Source organism: Methylophilus sp. UBA6697 (assembly GCF_002454655.1).
GTDB lineage: Bacteria > Pseudomonadota > Gammaproteobacteria > Burkholderiales > Methylophilaceae > Methylophilus.
Map to the genome: position 1 here is coordinate 55324 of NZ_DKJH01000015.1, position 18173 is coordinate 73496.

At 49.6% G+C, this 18173-nt stretch carries 17 protein-coding genes and 2 tRNA genes; 4 read left to right on the forward strand and 15 right to left on the reverse strand.

Annotated features, from left to right (window positions below):
* Positions 1-244 precede the first annotated feature (244 nt).
* Positions 245-547: a helix-turn-helix domain-containing protein gene (locus B3355_RS04630; protein WP_235273193.1), complete on the reverse strand. Its 303-nt coding sequence runs from the start codon at positions 545-547 to the stop codon at positions 245-247.
* Positions 548-807: 260 nt separating this feature from the next.
* Here B3355_RS04630 and B3355_RS04635 point away from each other — a divergent pair, with 260 nt between their 5' ends.
* On the forward strand, positions 808-1026 hold the full coding sequence (locus B3355_RS04635; protein WP_019882566.1) for a hypothetical protein: 219 nt from the start codon (positions 808-810) through the stop codon (positions 1024-1026).
* A gap of 4 nt (positions 1027-1030) precedes the next feature.
* Here B3355_RS04635 and B3355_RS04640 read toward each other — a convergent pair whose 3' ends face one another.
* Positions 1031-1948 carry a YihY/virulence factor BrkB family protein gene (locus tag B3355_RS04640; protein ID WP_292780725.1) on the reverse strand — a complete coding sequence of 306 codons (918 nt, stop codon included), beginning with the start codon at positions 1946-1948 and terminating at the stop codon, positions 1031-1033.
* Positions 1949-2284: 336 nt separating this feature from the next.
* On the opposite strand from B3355_RS04640, the gene B3355_RS04645 reads away from it, so the two are divergent.
* On the forward strand, positions 2285-3106 hold the full coding sequence (locus B3355_RS04645) for a PEP-CTERM sorting domain-containing protein (RefSeq protein WP_292780728.1): 822 nt from the start codon (positions 2285-2287) through the stop codon (positions 3104-3106).
* On the opposite strand, the gene B3355_RS13635 is transcribed toward B3355_RS04645, so the two are convergent.
* The 8 genes from B3355_RS13635 to B3355_RS04680 form a co-directional block, all read right to left on the reverse strand.
* The gene (locus B3355_RS13635) at positions 3107-3391 is read right to left on the reverse strand and encodes an integrase arm-type DNA-binding domain-containing protein (protein WP_414683407.1); all 285 of its coding nucleotides are present in this window, start codon (positions 3389-3391) and stop codon (positions 3107-3109) included.
* A 95-nt stretch (positions 3392-3486) separates the two neighbouring features.
* A tRNA-Leu gene (locus B3355_RS04650) sits at positions 3487-3573 on the reverse strand.
* A 77-nt stretch (positions 3574-3650) separates the two neighbouring features.
* Positions 3651-3726, reverse strand: a tRNA-Gly gene (locus B3355_RS04655).
* A 106-nt stretch (positions 3727-3832) separates the two neighbouring features.
* Complete coding sequence (gene pgsA / locus B3355_RS04660; RefSeq protein ID WP_024931073.1) at positions 3833-4414, reverse strand: CDP-diacylglycerol--glycerol-3-phosphate 3-phosphatidyltransferase; 582 nt, start codon at positions 4412-4414, stop codon at positions 3833-3835.
* A 44-nt stretch (positions 4415-4458) separates the two neighbouring features.
* Complete coding sequence (gene uvrC / locus B3355_RS04665; protein ID WP_047517635.1) at positions 4459-6258, reverse strand: excinuclease ABC subunit UvrC; 1800 nt, start codon at positions 6256-6258, stop codon at positions 4459-4461.
* Between the two features lie 90 nt (positions 6259-6348).
* Positions 6349-6705 (reverse strand): hypothetical protein, encoded by a 357-nt coding sequence (locus B3355_RS04670; protein WP_292780732.1) that lies wholly within the window; start codon positions 6703-6705, stop codon positions 6349-6351.
* 39 nt (positions 6706-6744) lie between these two features.
* On the reverse strand, positions 6745-6924 hold the full coding sequence (locus tag B3355_RS04675) for a tautomerase family protein (protein WP_019882571.1): 180 nt from the start codon (positions 6922-6924) through the stop codon (positions 6745-6747).
* Positions 6925-6963: 39 nt separating this feature from the next.
* A complete protein-coding gene (locus tag B3355_RS04680; RefSeq protein WP_292780755.1) occupies positions 6964-7710 on the reverse strand; it encodes a cation diffusion facilitator family transporter in 747 nt (248 codons plus the stop codon).
* An 86-nt stretch (positions 7711-7796) separates the two neighbouring features.
* On the opposite strand from B3355_RS04680, the gene B3355_RS04685 reads away from it, so the two are divergent.
* A complete protein-coding gene (locus tag B3355_RS04685) occupies positions 7797-8633 on the forward strand; it encodes a 23S rRNA (adenine(2030)-N(6))-methyltransferase RlmJ (RefSeq protein ID WP_019882573.1) in 837 nt (278 codons plus the stop codon).
* Positions 8634-8640: 7 nt separating this feature from the next.
* On the opposite strand, the gene B3355_RS04690 is transcribed toward B3355_RS04685, so the two are convergent.
* The gene (locus B3355_RS04690; RefSeq protein WP_019882574.1) at positions 8641-9759 is read right to left on the reverse strand and encodes a DUF2914 domain-containing protein; all 1119 of its coding nucleotides are present in this window, start codon (positions 9757-9759) and stop codon (positions 8641-8643) included.
* A gap of 240 nt (positions 9760-9999) precedes the next feature.
* Here B3355_RS04690 and B3355_RS04695 point away from each other — a divergent pair, with 240 nt between their 5' ends.
* Complete coding sequence (locus tag B3355_RS04695; RefSeq protein WP_292780760.1) at positions 10000-12252, forward strand: ATP-binding protein; 2253 nt, start codon at positions 10000-10002, stop codon at positions 12250-12252.
* A gap of 23 nt (positions 12253-12275) precedes the next feature.
* On the opposite strand, the gene B3355_RS04700 is transcribed toward B3355_RS04695, so the two are convergent.
* From B3355_RS04700 to B3355_RS04715, 4 genes are all read right to left on the reverse strand, one after another.
* Entirely contained in the window at positions 12276-13244 is a 969-nt protein-coding gene (locus tag B3355_RS04700; protein WP_047517622.1) for a crotonase/enoyl-CoA hydratase family protein, read from the reverse strand.
* Positions 13245-13460: 216 nt separating this feature from the next.
* Complete coding sequence (gene acnB / locus B3355_RS04705) at positions 13461-16040, reverse strand: bifunctional aconitate hydratase 2/2-methylisocitrate dehydratase (protein ID WP_292780763.1); 2580 nt, start codon at positions 16038-16040, stop codon at positions 13461-13463.
* 195 nt (positions 16041-16235) lie between these two features.
* Positions 16236-16559, reverse strand: coding sequence for a hypothetical protein (locus tag B3355_RS04710; protein ID WP_024931063.1), 324 nt, complete (start codon positions 16557-16559; stop codon positions 16236-16238).
* Between the two features lie 92 nt (positions 16560-16651).
* Positions 16652-18157, reverse strand: coding sequence for a fumarate hydratase (locus B3355_RS04715; protein ID WP_292780766.1), 1506 nt, complete (start codon positions 18155-18157; stop codon positions 16652-16654).
* Positions 18158-18173: the final 16 nt, after the last annotated feature.

The following is an 18173-nucleotide window of genomic DNA, read 5'->3' on the forward strand; positions in this document are numbered from 1 at the left end:
TATTATTCAAAACTCTCAGGCATTTGCATTGCTTAAAAAAAGCAACAAAAACCAGCTATCTTCGCTGTTCGCTTAATACACACCTCACGCGCATTGCCAGCCAGCCCGCATAGGCATTAGGATTGCCGCTCAATCAATGCTTTTAGCCACAATGGTCACGCCAAAATATTTATTCAAGAATCAGGGAAATGCGCCGTAAACTTTGCCCCAATAAAAAACCTCCGGGAATATCGGAGGTTTTTTTCTAGGCGACGTGCTCTTGCGGCACGACAATATCGGGGACCCAGCGCACCAGGCTATATAAATCACACTGTAAATAAGCACACAGCTTATTCAAGTGATCGGTGCTGGCATTGTAGGATTGATCTTTTAACATGCGATGCAAGGTCATGCGACTGATCCCGCTGGCATCGGCAATTTCGGTAATCGTAATGGTCCTGCCCCACTCTAATTGTTTTTTAAGAATAACCGTTTTTAACTCTACGTAAATCACACAACGTCCTGACTTCAATGGGAATGCTTGTCCGGCAAAAAAGTATCTCAACACAGCTTAGGCAGTATTGATTTGCAAGCATTGATAGACATCAAACTGCATTGATAAATACTGCGCGCCGAACATGACAGGGACATTATACAATTTTATATAGTGTTTAATATCAGTGAAATAACGCAGAAGGCATGATTTTTTGCCAAAGCAATTGGCAAATGCAAGGATATGAAAAGTCTTTGCAGGATTGTATTAATAGCTTGATCGGACTATTGGCAAACTAAAACAATATAGATAATAATCAATCAATTATTAAAAAAATGATGATTGATTGGGTGGATATCATGGGATTACTGAGTGGATATTTATACTTTTTTAGTGGTAGCAAGTCAGACGTAAAAACGGATCATGCTCTGATGCAGAAATGCTACGACGAAGGTTTGCATGCATCAACCGCTGGCTTGAAGCACACTGAAAACCCGTATGCAGAAGGCAGTGATGAAGCTCAGGCGTGGAATCGTGGTTTCTGGGTTTGGTAAACGCTCATCTGGCGCCAAATTCATGTGCCGTTTGATTATTTGAGAATGCCTTCGCCAAATCCCGTGGCGTATCTTGCTGCTTGCGTGAGCCAAACAGATGGGAATATGCCCAGGTAAATTCAGCGCCCATCAGAAATATCTGCGCGGAGTAATAAATCCAGATTAACAGCGCCAGCAAAGAGCCTGCAGGCCCATAGCCACTGGCAAACGCACTTCTGCCAATATAAATACCGATCAGCCATTTACCTACCGTAAATAAAGCGGCTGTCATCGCAGCGCCAATCCAAACCTCGCTCCAGCGAATACTGACACGCGGCATGATTTTGTAGATCAACGCAAACATGCCTGTCGTCAATAAAAAACCAAACACAACATTCACCACACTGGCAACCGCCAGCCATCCCGCAAAGACAGGCGACCACCATTTATTGATCGCAGATAAGCCTGCGCTAAAAACAAGCGAGACCATCAGCAAAAAGCCAATCCCCAGAATCATGCCAAATGACAACAATCTGGCACGCATCAAACTCCACACACCGCTGCTTATCCTCGCCGGCGCTCTCCAGATACTATCCAGCGCAGTCTGCAATTCGCCAAAAACAGTGGTTGCCCCTACCAATAACAACACAATACCAATCGTGGTCGCCGTCATCCCCTCGGTTGGCTGGTTGGTGCTTTCCAGCAGATTTTGCACCACCAGTGCGCCCTGCTCACCTACCAGATGGGTCAATTGCGCATAAATTTCACCACGTGCCGCTTCTTGTCCAAAAATAATGCCGGCAAGAGAAATCACAATCAGCAATACCGGCGCAATGGAAAACATGGTGTAGTACGCTAAAGCAGCGCCCATGCTTTGCGCACGGTCATCGCGCCATGCGGTAAAGGCGGCTTTACTTAATATCCAAAGTTGTTTGATCGTCATTTCGGTGCCCTGCTTTGTGAATACTGCCCACTGGCATGATAATGATCAGGGTATAGGAATGTGACTGCAGCATGCATCAGACGACACCGCACCATCCTGTCAGAAATCTCTGATGATAGGCGTTGAACTGTAAGTAGGGGTAGTTAGAAAGTGAAAAATATTTGTTACCCCACTTTAGTAAAAGTCACTGCCTGAGGCCATCATTTTTCACACCTTCTATTAGCCCATTCGGACTATCGCAATTTACTTCTAGCTTTCACTTAAATTAGGCATAATCCCGGGGGCGTTATTACGCTATTTAACAAAAATCAAAAATAATTTAGGAGAGGTAGTTGTATGGCTTCAACAATAAAAAAAGCAATTCTCGCAGCATCAATCTCATTAGCAAGCTTGAATACTCAAGCAGCTCTGACTTCATACAATGCCAATGGTGTCGATTTAGTTTATAGCTCAGTAAGTAATGTCACCTGGACTAAAGATGGCAATCTGCTTGGTAGCATGATTGCTAGTGATGGCTTTCACAATGTGATCAATGCAATCATTACCGCAAGCCCACTTATAACGAATACACCAAACTATTGGGATAATTACACTGGCGTCTATACAGTTACTGAAACCGACTTTGGTAGTTCCGGCCAAGTAAATTGGTATGGTGCTATGGCATTTATAAACTATTTAAATAGCATTAATTATGGAGGCAGCAATCAATGGCAACTGCCTACAGTTATCGATCGCGGGGCAGATGGATGCAATTATGCTGTGGGTGGCACAGACTGTGGCTGGAATGTGGTCACAAACGGAAATTTATTGGGTAATGAATTGCCGGAACTATACTATACCGAATTGGGGGGCAAAGGTAGTGTCGACTCGAACGGCAACTACCAGCCAGATTTCGGCATTCCAGCTACCTCACAATTTGAAAACACCTCACATTTATATTTTACTGCAACAGAATATGCTCCTGGTCAGAGCGGTGCTTGGTTTTTCTCTACTAGCGATGGGTATCAAGGATTTACCACGAAACTGGATCCATGGCAGTATGTTTGGGCCATAACTCAAAATCCAACGACAACCGTTCCCGAACCAGAAAACCTCACAATGCTTCTAGCAGGTTTAGGTTTGCTGGGTGTTGCAGTACGCCGTAGTAAACAAGCCTAATCAAGCTTGATAAAACAGAGGCCGGGATAACCGGCCTTTATTATTTGTTATTAGCACTGGATTTCGCTCTGATTTGCTTTTAGTGTGTAGGGCGTGCCATTCACTAGCCACAGCTTCGAATGTGTTCAGGGCTTCTAGCCTGGCTTTTGCCTTTGCGTCTTTTCTGTGATGACTAGGATCAGCATTACCGGCCACTAGCGCTCGCGCATCATCGCGCTTACCCCTCGTCTGGGCTAGGGTAACTTCGGGGTAGATTCCAAGTGAAATTGTCTTCTCTGATGTCAAACGACGACTTTGGACTGCTATGGACGTAAAAAAGCCCGTAAGTCATTGATTTACGGGCTAAATTGGACTTCCTTGGACTGCTTTGTACTAATAAGTGGTGCCCGGAGCCGGAATCGAACCGGCACAGCCGTTAAGCCGAGGGATTTTAAGTCCCTTGTGTCTACCAGTTTCACCATCCGGGCGGCAGGTCAACAAGCTTTATATTTTAACACTCTGTTCTACTTTGCGTAGCATCCAGAATGAGTGCTTGAGAGAAATTTGGAGCGGGAAACGAGTCTCGAACTCGCGACCTCAACCTTGGCAAGGTTGCGCTCTACCAACTGAGCTATTCCCGCGTATTTCCTTACGCCATGTGTCGTAAAGAAGCTGGCATTTTAATGATTTTGAGACCGGTGTCAAGGACGATTTTGAAAATAATGTTTCTTTTTTATGATTGCTTTTTTAGATGGTTTCGCGTATTGCCGGCCAGGCTGCGCGCAGGTAGTAACCCATGGAAATCAGGGTCAGTAACGCGGCCAACACAATCAGCCACTCACCCAACCATTGAATGTCTAGCCCAAACAGCGGGTCGTACCACAGCAATAAGGTAATGGCGGCCATTTGTGCGGCAGTTTTGACCTTACCCACCATGGCCACGGCCACGTTAGCACTTTTGCCTATGCTGGCCATCCATTCACGCAAGGCGCTGATCGCAATTTCGCGTCCGATGATAATCAGCGCCACCACAGCCCCGGCGCGATTTAGTTCAACCAGCACGATCAAGGCCGCAGCCACCATGAGTTTGTCAGCCACAGGGTCTAAAAACGCGCCAAATTTAGACATCTGGTGATATTTGCGCGCCCAGTAACCATCCAGCCAATCGGTGAATGCGGCGAGGATAAACACACTGGCTGCCGTTAAATTGACCCAGTGTGCTGGCAGACCATCAGCGGTGACAGCGTTGGCAGGCAGGTAAAAGATACCGACAAAGACCGGAATCATGCCGATGCGCAATAAGGTAAGTATATTTGGAATATTCCACATTTTTATTCGTCTATGGATGCATACAAAGGTCTATTTACACGCCATTAATGCAAGCGTTCGTAAATGGTTTGCGCCAATACCAGGCTAATGCCTTCGACTTGGGCAATCTCGTCTATGCTAGCACTTTTTATCCCATCCAGGCCACCAAATCGCGTCAGCAAGGCTTTGCGGCGTTTGGCGCCTACGCCTTCAATCTCTTCCAGGCTAGAGGTGATTCTGGCCTTGGCGCGCTTGGCGCGATGGCCGGTAATGGCAAAGCGGTGTGCTTCATCGCGGATTTGCTGTAATAAATGCAAGCCCTGATTATCGGTAGGCAAATTCAGCATTTCACCAGTATCAGAGAAAATCATGGTCTCAAGACCTGGTTTACGCTCTTCCCCCTTGGCAATGCCGACCAGCAAAATATCGTCCAGACCCACCTCCTGCATCACCTCAATGGCGACACCGAGCTGGCCTTTACCACCATCAATAAAAATCAGGTCTGGCCGCTTGCCCTCGCCTGCCGCCACTTTTTTATAGCGGCGCGTCAATACATCGCGCATGGCAGCATAATCATCGCCTGGCGTGATGCCAGTGACGTTATAACGGCGGTATTCGCTATTCTGCATGTCGCCACGGTCAAACACCACGCAGCTGCCCACCGTGGCTTCACCCATGGTATGGCTGATATCAAAACACTCAATGCGCTCGGTGTTTTCTGCCAGGTTGAGCGCTTCGCGTAATGACAGCAAACGTGCCTGCTGGCTGGCTGAGGTAGCCTGGCGTTGCTGCAAAGCTAACTCAGCATTGGTTTGTGCCATTTTGAGCCATACTTTTTTATCGCCGATGGCATTGGTCAGCACACGGATCTTGCGCCCGGACTGCTCGCTCAGCATGTCTTCAAATTCGGTTTTATCAATCTCAGCACCGCACACCAGCAATGGCGGCGTATTTTGCGACAGGTAATACTGGGTGATAAACGCTTCTACGGTTTCAGCCAACTCGGCATCCTGGCTGTTCTTCGGGAAAAAGCTCTTGTCACCCAAATGACGGCCACCACGGATCATGACCAGGTTAATGCAATGCTGGCCCTGCACTTCTGCGCAGGCAATCACATCGGCATCACTGACGCTAAAATCACTGACAAACTGTTTGGCCTGCACCTGGCGCAGTGCCTGGATACGGTCACGCAAAATGGCCGCCTGCTCATACTCCATCGCCTCAGCGGCCACATTCATGCCATCTGCCAGTGAATCAATGACCTCACTGGTCTTACCCAACAAAAACATCGCGGCATGGCGTACATCTCCGGCGTAATCCTCTTGGGAAATCAACTTCACGCAAGGCGCCGTACAACGGGCAATCTGGTATTGCAAACAAGGCCGCGAACGGTTGGCAAACACGGTGTTTTCGCAGGTACGCAATTTAAATACTTTTTGTAGCAGCTGTATGCTCTCGCGCACGGCTGGCGAGCTGGGGAAAGGCCCGAAATACTGTGCGCCCTTGCGCTGTGTGCCTCGGTGAAACGCCAGTCGGGGATAAGCATCGCCAGTCAACGCAATATAAGGGTAAGACTTGTCGTCGCGAAACAACACGTTGTAACGCGGCATGAGTCCTTTAATCAGGTTGTTCTCCAGCAACAGCGCTTCCGCTTCGGAACGCGTCACCGTGGTTTCGATATTGGCAATCTGCGACACCATCATCTTGGTACGCGGACTGGCCAGGTTTTTATTAAAGTAGCTGGAAACCCGTTTTTTCAGGTCTTTGGCCTTGCCAACATAAATCACGGTATTTTCCGCATTGAGCATGCGATAAACACCAGGTAAGTTAGGCAGGTTTTTGAGGATGGGTTTGGGGTCAAACATGACGGCATTTTAGCACCAGATGTTTGCTCAAGTGACTCCCTGCACATGATCAAGCGTGAAAGAAACTATCAGCCCTTAAACAACTATTAATTAATCATCGAGTGGTTCCCACTCTTTTCTCCATTGCTTAACGCTCTTTCCAGACTTGCTTAACTCTAGTGGATAAAATCTTCTTCGATATCTTTTGCCGTTGTATAAGACAACTTCCCTGCTCTGGGCACCAGGATATCTCTGATCTAAACTCTCTTCCAGCAGCTCCTGCTCTGTGAAGGGTAAAAGCCCGCGACGTCTAAGGTCTTCTTCAATGTGGCGAACTTTCTCTGCCGCCGCCTTAGCTTCCGCATCCAAAGGATTAGTGCAATTTTCAGAATAGGCAGCCGACCATCGCTCGGCCACCTCATCAAGCGCTGCATTTGCCTGCCTCAAGTCTTCAATGGTGTGCATCATTTATCAACTTATTTGAAAAGCTCGCTTATCAATATTGAGCTAGCCTAAAAGCTCGCCACCAATAGCCCAGTCTTCGTATTCGACCTCTTCAAATACAATGTAGGTGTAATTCGCCGGTTTCTGGGCGTGTTTTTGCAGAGTTTCAGTGATTTCTTTTGCAATCAGTTTCTTCTGCTCTTTGGTCACAGAGCCGGCAAGTTTGACGTTGACGTAAGGCATATGGGCGCTCCTTTTAATGTATCGGACAATTAAAGAAAACTAGTGATGATGGCCTGTCTTACCGCGATAGATATCGCGGATGAGATTAAGGGTCACCACCAATAACAACAACGAAATCAGGATAGACAGAATCGGGTCTATGGTCATCCAGCCAGTAAAGTAGATCACGACACCGGCGGCGACGGCTGTCACCGACCCGAGCAAATCACCCAATACATGCAAAAATGCGGCACGGTGGTTCAAGCTGGCATCGCCGCCGTGATGCTCGTGCTGGTGATGCATATGCTTGGCGACGAACAGATTCACCAGCAGGCCCATCAGCGCAATCACACTGACGTAGCCCCCCGCCACAGAGACCGGATGTTTGAGACGCTCAATGGCTTCTATGACAATGCCTGCCGTTACCAGCAACATGGAGACAGCATTGACCATGGAGACGCGAAGCTCGGTTTGCTGCGACGCCGGGTGACCGGTGCGTGCTCTGTGCGCGGCCCACATGGCCAGGCCGAGTGCCAGCACGTCAAACAACATATGCCAGGCGTCACTGAGCAAAGCCAATGACTGCGTCCAGATGCCTCCCGCGAATTCTACGACTGTGAAGAATGCAATCGCCAGAAAAGGGATCCAGAAAGGATTGCCATGTGCATGGTCATCATGCCCATGGTCGCCATGCTGGTCATGCGTTGTGTGGTCAGTTGCGTGATCGTGCGCGCAACCCTCATGGGAGCCCCCATGTGAGTGGTTGTGCGCATGCGTGTGTTCAGAGTGTGTATGACTAGGTTTCATATTTGCATGCTAATGCAAATTGCCTGGTTTTCACAAGAGCTCGCAAATTTTGTAGCTTATAATGACGGCTTATTGAGAATATATGCATGCTAAGTTACCGTCACGCCTTTCACGCTGGCAATCACGCCGACGTTTTGAAACACTGGATTTACAGCCTGGTGCTGGATTATTTTAACCAGAAAGATAAAGCTTACTGGGTGATAGACACCCACGCCGGTGCTGGTCTGTACCGCCTTGATAGTTCGGTGGCCAACAAAACAGCTGAGTATGTAGACGGCATTCAACGTTTGCAGCAAGGTCAACCACCTGACATTTTTGATGGTTACCTGCAAGCCGTCACAGCGGCGGGTCAAGGCAATGCCACGCTTTACCCTGGCTCGCCTTGCATCGCCAGCCACTTTTTAAACCCGGTGGATAAGTTGCGTTTGTTTGAGCTACACCCGGCAGATGCCGCCTTGCTGGAGCAACAGTTTTCAGCACAAAAAAGGCAGGTATCCATCCAGCAAAAAGATGGTTTTGAAGGTATTAAAGCCTGTTTGCCACCCCCGACCAAGCGCAGCATTGTGCTGATAGACCCACCTTATGAGGTAAAAGACGATTACCTGCGGGTGGTCGATTGCATTAAAGACAGTTTAAAACGCTTTGCCACCGGCACTTACCTGATCTGGTATCCGCGCTTGCAAAGGCCTGAGCCACAGCAAATGATAGACAAGCTACGCAGCCTGAATACAGATTATTTGCACGTGACACTGGATGTGCAACAACCATCTGCCGATGGTTTTGGCATGCACGGCAGCGGCATGTGGGTGATTAACCCGCCGTGGACCTTGCGTCAGTCTGTAGAGCCACAGCTGGACTGGCTGGCAGAGACGCTGGCGCAAGATGCCACCGCACATGCATCATGCGAAGGCCAGCAACGTTAACCAGGCATTAATAGCGGATACGTGTACGATGTTGCGGATCTAAAGTCGTGCTCACAGAAACATTAAATGCGCTCACAGCAATTGTTTGCCGGGTAGCGGTCTGGATACGTACCCGCCACTCGCCTGCGGTCAGATTTGTTTTATAGGTATAGCCGCGGTAGCCGCTATCGCGGCCGCCAGTGAGCGAGAAGCCAGGCATGGAGACACTGACCCACTCTCCTTTCACTTTCTTCTGCCAGTCATGCAACAGTTTGGTCTGTAGGCCTTGTGGCGCAAACACCGCCGAAAAACACACCAATTTTTGCCCGGGTTGCAGGTAAAAATGGTCGCTGTCCACGCGCCAGAACTGCCACCAGGGCGACTTCTCGACGGTCATCCAGTAACCTTCCGGTGACTTTTCCAGGTCATACGCCACCACAACCGCCTGCTTGACCAGCGGCACCGGCGGAATCATGTCTGCACGGTAGGCGAGCATCAACAATCCTGCAATCACCCACACCGGCCAGATACGGCCCGCATGATGTGGCGCACGCTGGTATAAGACATAGGTGACCGTAGCACCCAACACCGTGCTCAAATAGAACCAGGCCGCGTGTACACTGCCAAACAAAAATGGAAAAGCAAAGTTGCACCACAAAATGGTACACAGGCCAAACATGCTCCAGCACAAACTTAAGCGCCTGTATTCGCCCTCCATAAACTCATTGGCCACTAGCAATACGCCCAATACCAACGTGACGACCCATGCCAGGCCATAGCTGGAGCTCTTAAAATAGAGAATGAACAAGGCACTGAGCAGGCTGCCAAACAAAAACTGCAATATCCAGTAAGGCCAATCTTGCACTGGCCAGCTAGAAACCCTGTTTTGCAACCATTGCCAACGTAACAAGCGCTCTCCCATACGCCTGACCGACGAAGAAGGTTCGGCCAACTGGTACATGAGCAACGCTGCCAGTAACAAATAGCCGGCAAAGATCGCCATATCGGACAGCGCCACTTTTTTGCCGATGGTAATGGCATCCCAGACAAAACCACCGACAAAAAAGGAAATCGGTAATATCATGCGGCTACGCGCCAGCCAGCGCGACAATCTCGAGGGTTGCTCTGTATCAATAGGGTTCGTCATGCAGATAAATCGTTAATAAGGCCAGAATATCGGCATTTTTATCACAGATGCCGTCAACCACACTATTATTTTGCGTTGTGAAAAGTAAACTTTCTTTGATAATCAAATCGAGCCTGCTAAAATTTAAGTTATCTTAAGAAAAGTCCGTTAACTATCAATATAGGTTAGATTTTCAATTAAAGATTAGATTTTCCCTGCGCAAGTATCGAGTAAGCGTATAACCCTGAAACATGATTAAGCATGCGAGATTTCGTTAGACAGTTAAAGCAGAAAGTGACAGAAATAAAGTCTATCAGTTATGAAACTGAGCAGGCTCTTATCCGTGTTGCTTTCGTCAGCTTTATCACGCTCTATCTCCTCGTCAATCACAGCAGCTTCGAGCCCGTATTACTTTGCCTGATTTATTTGTGCCTGGGCTTTTTGATGTTGTATAACATCCTGCAGAATCCACAAAAAAATGAAAAGCGCCAGTGGACAGCGATGGTGATGGACATTACGGCGACCTCACTTGAACAAATGATTTCAGGTGCCATGGCAGGCGTATTTATCGGTATTTACCTCTGGCTCATCATCGGCTATGGCCTGCGCTACGGCACCAAGTTTTTTAAAGGCTGTTACGTCTTCAGCCTGATCGGCTTTAGTCTTACCCTGTATTTAAACCCCTACTGGAACCAGCACCAGCATTTAGCCTACGGCTTTTTACTGACCCTGTTATTGATTCCACCGCATGCATTGCGTTTGCTGGTCAGCCTGGAAAAAGCGACTAAAGAGGCTGACCAAGCCAGTGAGGCGAAAACCAATTTCCTGTCGAATATCAGCCATGAAATGCGTACCCCACTTAACGGCATTATTGGTGCCAGTGAGTTAATCGCGCAAACCAAGCTGGATAGCAAACAATCCGAACTGCTTAAAATGGTGGGCACGTCAGCCTCTAGCCTTAAAAAGCTGATCAATGACGTGCTGGACATTAGCAAAATCGAAAAAGGCAAAGTCGAACTGGAGGAGATCACCTTCTTCCTGCCTGACCTGATTCAGCGTTTGCACCTGATGTTCCAGATTGAAGTCGAACGCAAACAATTGTGGCTGAGATTCCACCTGGATCCTCTTGTCGAACGTCACTATGTCGGCAGCATGCACCACATCGAGCAGGTATTAACCAACCTGATCGCCAATGCCATTAAATTCACCCAGCATGGCGGCGTCGACGTAGTGGTCAGCGTCGTACAAGGCCATGCCGACATGAGTAAGCTCAGCTTCCGTATTCGAGATACCGGCATAGGCATTAAAAGTGATGCTTTGCCGCTGATTTTTGATAGTTTCACCCAGGCGGACAGCAGTATCACCCGACGCTATGGTGGCACCGGCCTGGGCACCTCTATTGCCAAGCAACTGGTCGAAGTCATGGGCGGTAAAATCAGTGTCGCCAGCCAGGAAAATGTCGGCACCACCTTTGTGGTGAGCTTGCCGCTGACACATGCAGTGGCACCCGCACCACAAGCTGTGAACGAAATCAATCTGGATGGCCAGTCAAATGTGGTCCCGTTGAGCAGCCACACCAAATTCCGCAAGAAAATTCGTGTATTGATTGCTGATGACAATGTGGTCAACCGCTTGATTCTGAATGAAACACTGCAAAGAATGCACTGTGTGGTGAAAGCCGTAGACAATGGTGATGCCGCACTGGATGCGCTGGAACATCACCAGTTTGACCTGATGATTCTGGACTACAACATGCCAGAGATGAATGGCCTTGAGGTGTTTAATATCCACAACGCCTTGCCTGGCAGCAAACCGATCAGAACCGTGATCCTCACGGCGGATGCGACTAAAACCACACAAGACCGCTGTTTGCGCGCTGGGGTATATCAAGTATTGACTAAGCCAGTGGTCTCAAGACAAATTCAAAGCCTGATTGAAGCCATTGCGAGCACCATCGAGACTGAACAGGTTGCGCAAGTGGCGCCCGTCAGACGCAAAAAACCTAAAGCCACGTCGCCTGAAGTGCCATTAACGGCCGCTCTGGTGGAACCCACGTTTGTAGACGCACGGTCACCACACTCACCGATGAGAACCGGGAAACCCGCGTCTGTACCCATCCCTAAAATTGCCAACATCATTCCAACGGTTGAACCATTGCTGGATGATGACCGTATGGCGCACTTGTTAAAACTGGGTGGGGGTGAAGCATTCTTACACAAACTCATCACAGAGTTTATTGACTCGACCGATGTCTTGCTACGCGCGCTCGGGACAGCAAGCCTTGATTTAAATTTCGAGCAGGTACATAAACTGGCGCATGAGCTGGCTGGTGAATCTGCCAACATGGGCTTGATTCCACTCAGTAAACTCAGCCGCCGTTTATTGGGATTGAGCATGGAAGATGCCCAGACTATTTCCGGCCTTTATCAGGCCGTTGCGGATTGTTATGAAGAGACGCGCACGCAACTGCAACAACATCGCAGCAAGCTCTCATCCAAACGGTCGCATAAATAGCCGGGCACCTGCTCTGCTACACACTACTGATTCACTGCGATATGATGATCTGTTGGTAACACCAGCGGCTGTTGCGGTGCAACCTCACTAGCAAGCGCTTCATTTGGGAACAAACGTGACTGCGCGCGATAAAACCTATCCATCACCTTGAGATCACGCTCAGTCAGGCGTAAGGCATTTTCTACCCATACATCGACAATATCCTTAAGCTCGTCGTAGGTTAAAGGATTGATTCTAGCCTTGGCCTTTTGCGCAGACAAAAAGCCTTCTGCGCGCTTATTGTTTTTGTGAATAAAGTCTTGCACGGCCTGCTCACCCTCGCCCTCTTCAACCACGATGTCAATCAGGCCCATTTGCAGGCATTCTTCAGCCGTGTAACGCTCGCAACCCAGAATCATTTTATCGGCCACCGCCATGCCTGCCTTGCGTGCAATAAAGCTGTAAGCACCCATGCCAGGAATCATGTTGAAAAATAGCTCAGGAAAGCAGAACACGGATTGTTTTTCAGCGATAAGCACATCACTGGTCATGGCTGCCTCAATACCGGCGCCTAGCACCTCGCCTTGTAGCAGCGAGATTTTGGTCACATGGTCCAGCTGGAAACGGAATGCGCGCTGCGCAACCACATCAATACTCAGCTTGGCATAGGCCTGCAATTGCGCCCTGTCCTGCAGTCGGATAGCCGCAGCCATTTTCTGCAAGTCACCGCCCATATTGAAATAGCCGGGTGTGGCTGACGCAAACACAGAGTAACGGATCGGCAGTACTGTCTCGCTGTCCGTCTGGACATAGCCACCACTGCGCTGGATATCCGCATGGTGCTGATGCAAGCTCATGAGTAACTCATGATTGATGCACGGAATGCGCTGTGGTTGATGTATATAGCTCCATAACGCCTGTTGCTCTGCATCAAAACGGCAAAATACCTGACCGTAATCATGTGACAGTAAACGTTGTTGATAATTAACCAACCCTTGTTCGAACGGTTTCATGAGTTTCTCCTTGGACATTAAAAATCTGTTGAATTGAATCAGTGGTATTGACGTGCATGTACATCGAATCGTTGACGTCAGCCAGTACATCATAATCAAAACAGAAGGTCGCGGTGAGGGAGGCTCTCAGGTTTTACAGTTGCAAGGATATGTCCTGCCTTAAAAACAACAAAGGGAGCGAATGCTCCCTTTACTTGTGTCCTAAACCATCAACTGTTAGGCGGTTTCTTTAATCGGAATGACTTTCTTCACATTCTCCAAAGAGCCTGCATATTGGGTCATCTGGTTAAAGTTGAGGTATTTGTAAATCTCCGCCGTATTGGTTAGTTTGCTACCCAGGGTGTCCAGATATTCTTGCACAGTAGGCATGCGACCCAGTTTGGCGCACACGGCGGCCAGTTCGGCAGAGCCCAGATACACGCGCGCATCCTTACCCATACGGTTATCAAAGTTGCGTGTAGAGGTTGAGAATACTGTCGCCTTGTCAGCCACACGTGCCTGGTTACCCATACACAACGAGCAGCCTGGCACTTCAGTCCGTGCGCCTGCCACGCCAAAGGTTGAGTACACGCCTTCAGCACGTAGTTGCGCTTCGTCCATACGAGTAGGTGGTGCAATCCACAAACGGGTTGGGATACCACCCGCGCCTTCCAGCACTTTACCTGCCGCGCGATAATGGCCAATATTAGTCATGCAGCTACCGATAAACACTTCGTCAATTTTGTCACCGACCACTGCGGTCAATGGCTTGATATCATCCGGGTCATTCGGGCAAGCGACCAGCGGCTCTTTAATATCTGCAAGATCAATTTCAATCACGTGCGCATACTCGGCATCCGCATCCGGCTGCAACAGTTCCGGTTTTTCCAGCCAGGCTTTCATGCTGGCGATACGACGCTCCAATGTGCGTGCATCGGCATAACCATTCTCGATCATATTCTGCATCAGCACGATATTGGAATTGAGGAACTCAATCACTGGCTCTTTGTTCAACAGCACGGTACATCCATTGGCAGAACGCTCGGCTGAGGCATCTGCCAGTTCAAACGCCTGTTCGACTTTCAGGTCTGGCAGGCCTTCAATTTCTAGCACACGGCCGTTAAACACGTTTTTCTTGCCCTGTTTGCCCACCGTCAGCGTACCCTCCTGGATCGCCGCATAAGGAATGGCGTTGACCAGGTCACGTAAGGTGATACCAGGCTGCATTTCGCCTTTAAAGCGCACCAGGACCGATTCTGGCATATCCAGCGGCATGGCGCCCGTCGCCGCAGCAAATGCGACCAATCCAGAGCCTGCCGGGAAACTGATACCAATCGGGAAGCGGGTATGCGAGTCACCACCTGTACCCACCGTATCCGGCAACACCAGGCGGTTTAGCCAGGAATGGATCACGCCGTCACCAGCACGCAGGCTCACACCACCACGGCTAGACATAAACTCAGGCAACTCATGTTGCAATTTAATATCCACTGGTTTTGGGTACGCAGCCGTATGGCAGAAACTCTGCATCACCAGGTCGGCACTAAAGCCCAGGCAAGCCAGCTCTTTCAACTCATCACGCGTCATGCCGCCAGTGGTGTCCTGTGAGCCGACTGTCGTTGCCTTGGGCTCACAGTAAGTACCTGGGCGCACACCAAAGCCCTCAGGCAAACCACAGGCACGACCCACCATTTTTTGCGCCAGCGTGTAACCCTTACCGGTATCTTTCGCCGGGATAGATTTGATAAAGATATCCGTGTCGCCCAATCCCAATGCCTTACGTGCATTGGCAGTCAGGCCGCGACCAATAATCAGGGGAATACGACCACCGGCACGCACTTCATCGGCCAGGGTCACTGGATTCATTTCAAACGTAGCCAGCACTTCCCCGGCTTCTGACAAGACCTTGCCTTCAAAAGGCTTGATCACGATGACATCCCCCGTGTTCAGCTTGGAAACATCACATTGAATCGGCAAAGACCCGGAGTCTTCAGCGGTATTAAAGAAAATGGGCGCAATTTTGTTGCCAATCACCACACCGCCCGTACGTTTGTTAGGGATAAATGGAATATCGTCGCCCATCCACCATTGCACAGAGTTGATCGCCGATTTACGTGAAGAACCGGTACCAACCACATCACCGACATAGGCTAATGGCAAGCCTTTCTGCTTCAGGCTTTCAATCGTCGTCAAACCATCGGCCATGCGGTTAATCAACATGGCTTTCGCATGCAACGGGATATCCGGGCGGCTCCAGGCGTCTTGTGCAGGGCTCAGGTCATCGGTGTTGGTTTCGCCATCCAGCTTGAATACGACCAATTTGATGGCTTCTGCCAGCGCAGGTTTACTGGTGAACCATTCGGCAGCTGCCCAGGACTCAATCAGCTTTTTGGCATGCGCATTACCCGCCTTCATCTTGGCGTCGACGTCATGAAACGCGTCAAACATCAAAATCGTCGTCGACAGCGCTGTCACGGCATGAGCTGCCATCGGCGTATCCAGCAAAGCAACCAATGCCTGTACGTTGTAACCACCAAGCATGGTGCCTAGCAATTCAACCGCTCTTTCAGCGCTGACCAAAGGTGAACTGGCCTTGCTGTTGGCAATATCAGCCAGAAAAGCGGCTTTCACATAAGCAGCCTGGTCAACCCCCGCCGGAATACGGTTTTGTAGCAAATCGACAAGTAAAGCCTCTTGACCCGCAGGCGGGGCTTTCAACAGTTCAACCAATGCAGCGACTTGTTCCGCATTCAGGGGCAATGGAGGCAGGTTTTGCGCAGCGCGCTCTTTTACGTGGGTTTCGTATGCTTGTAACATGATGTAGGCTCTATCAAAAAAACTAAAGTCGGGGAATGGGCTGGTGTTAACCACAGGCCGCGAGGATTCTTCTCGCTTGATTATAATCCAGTCCATTCACCAGAATGTTAACTGCTTGTAACATTCCGGCAATTGATCAAAATGACCGCCGCCAACAGCAACAAAACAACACTGCTCCATGTCACCGTTATCTTGTCAGCGGTTACTGTCTCCATATAACTCTTTGGCAAATGGCGTACTGCAACTTTTTCCGTAAGCAGACGATTCCCATTTATCCAGTAATTCTTTCTGATAGCCCTTGCCGTGCTGTTTTTCCAGGTAGGCACGCACTTCAAACACATCGGCAAAACCGTTGTGATCGCTATCCATCAATGCCACCTGGTCTTCCAGCGTTGGCCCGCTATAACGGCCAGTGCTATCGGTAAAATACTCCAGGGCGGATTCGGCATGCGCAGGCAAACTAATACCTACTGCCAACCCGGCTGTGAACCAAATTACCCCAGTGTTTATTTTTATCATACTCACTCCATAATGACGCTTAGTAGTATGACGTATATTTCCCCAATTCGTGCCCGGTCTCAGTGATGTTGCTCACATTGCAGGCCCGCTATTTACACCGCGTGTAAAGCAATGCTTTTTTTCCATTGTGCCGGCCCGGTCTGGTGCACAGATTCCCCATCTGCACTCACCGCCACCGTCACCGGCATATCCACCACTTCAAACTCATAGATGGCTTCCATACCTAATTCCTCAAAAGCCAATACACGCGATTTTTTAATCGCTTTGCTCACCAGATACGCCGCACCACCCACCGCCATCAGGTAGACCGATTTGTGCTTGGCGATCTCGACTAAGGCTTCTTCACCCCGCTCGGCTTTACCGATAGAACCCAGTAAACCGGTGTTCAGCATCATATCGGTGTAACTATCCATACGCGTCGCCGTGGTGGGGCCAGCAGGGCCAACGGCTTCGTCACGCACGGCGTCCACTGGGCCAACGTAATAAATAAACTTATTGGTAAAATCAACCGGCAGCGGCTCACCCTTAGCCAGCATGGTTTGTATGCGTTTGTGCGCAGCATCACGCCCGGTCAGTATTTTGCCAGTCAACAGCAAGGTATCACCGGTTTTCCAGGTCTGTGTTTCTGCACGCGTGACGGTTTCCAGGTTCACGCGCTTGGCTTGCGGACTCGGTGCCCAATGTACGTCTGGATACACATCAGGATTCGGTGGTGTCAGTTCAGCCACACCAGAGCCATCCAGCGTAAAGTGCACGTGGCGCGTTGCCGCGCAATTAGGAATAATCGCCACCGGCAGACTGGCTGCATGCGTGGGATAATCAAGAATTTTCACATCGAGCACGGTGGTCAGGCCGCCCAGGCCTTGCGCCCCAATGCCTAATTGATTGACCTTTTCATATAGCTCCAGCCGCAACTCTTCAATGCGGTTTTGTGCACCGCGCGCTTGCAGTTCCTGGATATCAATCGGCGCCATCAACGACTCTTTGGCCAGCAGCATGGCTTTTTCCGCGCTACCACCTATACCTATGCCCAGCATGCCGGGCGGGCACCAACCCGCGCCCATCTCTGGTACGACTTCCAACACCCAGTCGACGATGCTTTCATTAGGATTCAGCATTGCTAGTTTGGATTTATTCTCAGAGCCGCCACCTTTAGCCGCAATCTGGATATCGACGGTATCCCCGGCCACCATCTCAACATGGGTAATGGCTGGCGTATTATCGCGCGTATTTTTGCGTGCCCCTGCCGGGTCGTTCACAATAGAGGCTCGCAGCATATTGTCTGGATGCAGGTAAGCACGTCGTACGCCTTCATTGACCATCTCTTCCAGCGTCATATCGCCTTCAAAACGCACCTGCATGCCTACCTTGATAAAGGCCACCACAATACCCGTATCCTGGCACAAGGGACGCTTGCCCTCGGCACACATACGCGAATTGGTCAGAATTTGGGCAATGGCATCCTTGGCGGCAGGAGAAGCTTCTTTTTCATAGGCAGCGGCCAACGCCTGGATATAGTCTTCCGGGTGGTAATAGGAGATATATTGCAGGGCATCAGCAACACTCTCGATAAAGTCTTGGGTTTTAATCAGGGCCATTGTATTTTCTTTAACT

What these genes read in the sequence shown, in the direction of transcription:
- B3355_RS04715 (WP_292780766.1), bottom strand. Translation starts at nt 18,157, where the DNA reads ATGGCCCTGATTAAAACCCAAGACTTTATCGAGAGTGTTGCTGATGCC.
- B3355_RS04645 (WP_292780728.1), top strand. Translation starts at nt 2,285, where the DNA reads ATGGCTTCAACAATAAAAAAAGCAATTCTCGCAGCATCAATCTCATTA.
- B3355_RS04690 (WP_019882574.1), bottom strand. Translation starts at nt 9,759, where the DNA reads ATGACGAACCCTATTGATACAGAGCAACCCTCGAGATTGTCGCGCTGG.
- B3355_RS04670 (WP_292780732.1), bottom strand. Translation starts at nt 6,705, where the DNA reads ATGATGCACACCATTGAAGACTTGAGGCAGGCAAATGCAGCGCTTGAT.
- B3355_RS04675 (WP_019882571.1), bottom strand. Translation starts at nt 6,924, where the DNA reads ATGCCTTACGTCAACGTCAAACTTGCCGGCTCTGTGACCAAAGAGCAG.
- B3355_RS04710 (WP_024931063.1), bottom strand. Translation starts at nt 16,559, where the DNA reads ATGATAAAAATAAACACTGGGGTAATTTGGTTCACAGCCGGGTTGGCA.
- acnB (WP_292780763.1), bottom strand. Translation starts at nt 16,040, where the DNA reads ATGTTACAAGCATACGAAACCCACGTAAAAGAGCGCGCTGCGCAAAAC.
- B3355_RS04700 (WP_047517622.1), bottom strand. Translation starts at nt 13,244, where the DNA reads ATGAAACCGTTCGAACAAGGGTTGGTTAATTATCAACAACGTTTACTG.
- uvrC (WP_047517635.1), bottom strand. Translation starts at nt 6,258, where the DNA reads ATGTTTGACCCCAAACCCATCCTCAAAAACCTGCCTAACTTACCTGGT.
- pgsA (WP_024931073.1), bottom strand. Translation starts at nt 4,414, where the DNA reads ATGTGGAATATTCCAAATATACTTACCTTATTGCGCATCGGCATGATT.
- B3355_RS04685 (WP_019882573.1), top strand. Translation starts at nt 7,797, where the DNA reads ATGCTAAGTTACCGTCACGCCTTTCACGCTGGCAATCACGCCGACGTT.
- B3355_RS04695 (WP_292780760.1), top strand. Translation starts at nt 10,000, where the DNA reads ATGCGAGATTTCGTTAGACAGTTAAAGCAGAAAGTGACAGAAATAAAG.
- B3355_RS04635 (WP_019882566.1), top strand. Translation starts at nt 808, where the DNA reads ATGATGATTGATTGGGTGGATATCATGGGATTACTGAGTGGATATTTA.
- B3355_RS04640 (WP_292780725.1), bottom strand. Translation starts at nt 1,948, where the DNA reads ATGACGATCAAACAACTTTGGATATTAAGTAAAGCCGCCTTTACCGCA.
- B3355_RS04680 (WP_292780755.1), bottom strand. Translation starts at nt 7,710, where the DNA reads ATGAAACCTAGTCATACACACTCTGAACACACGCATGCGCACAACCAC.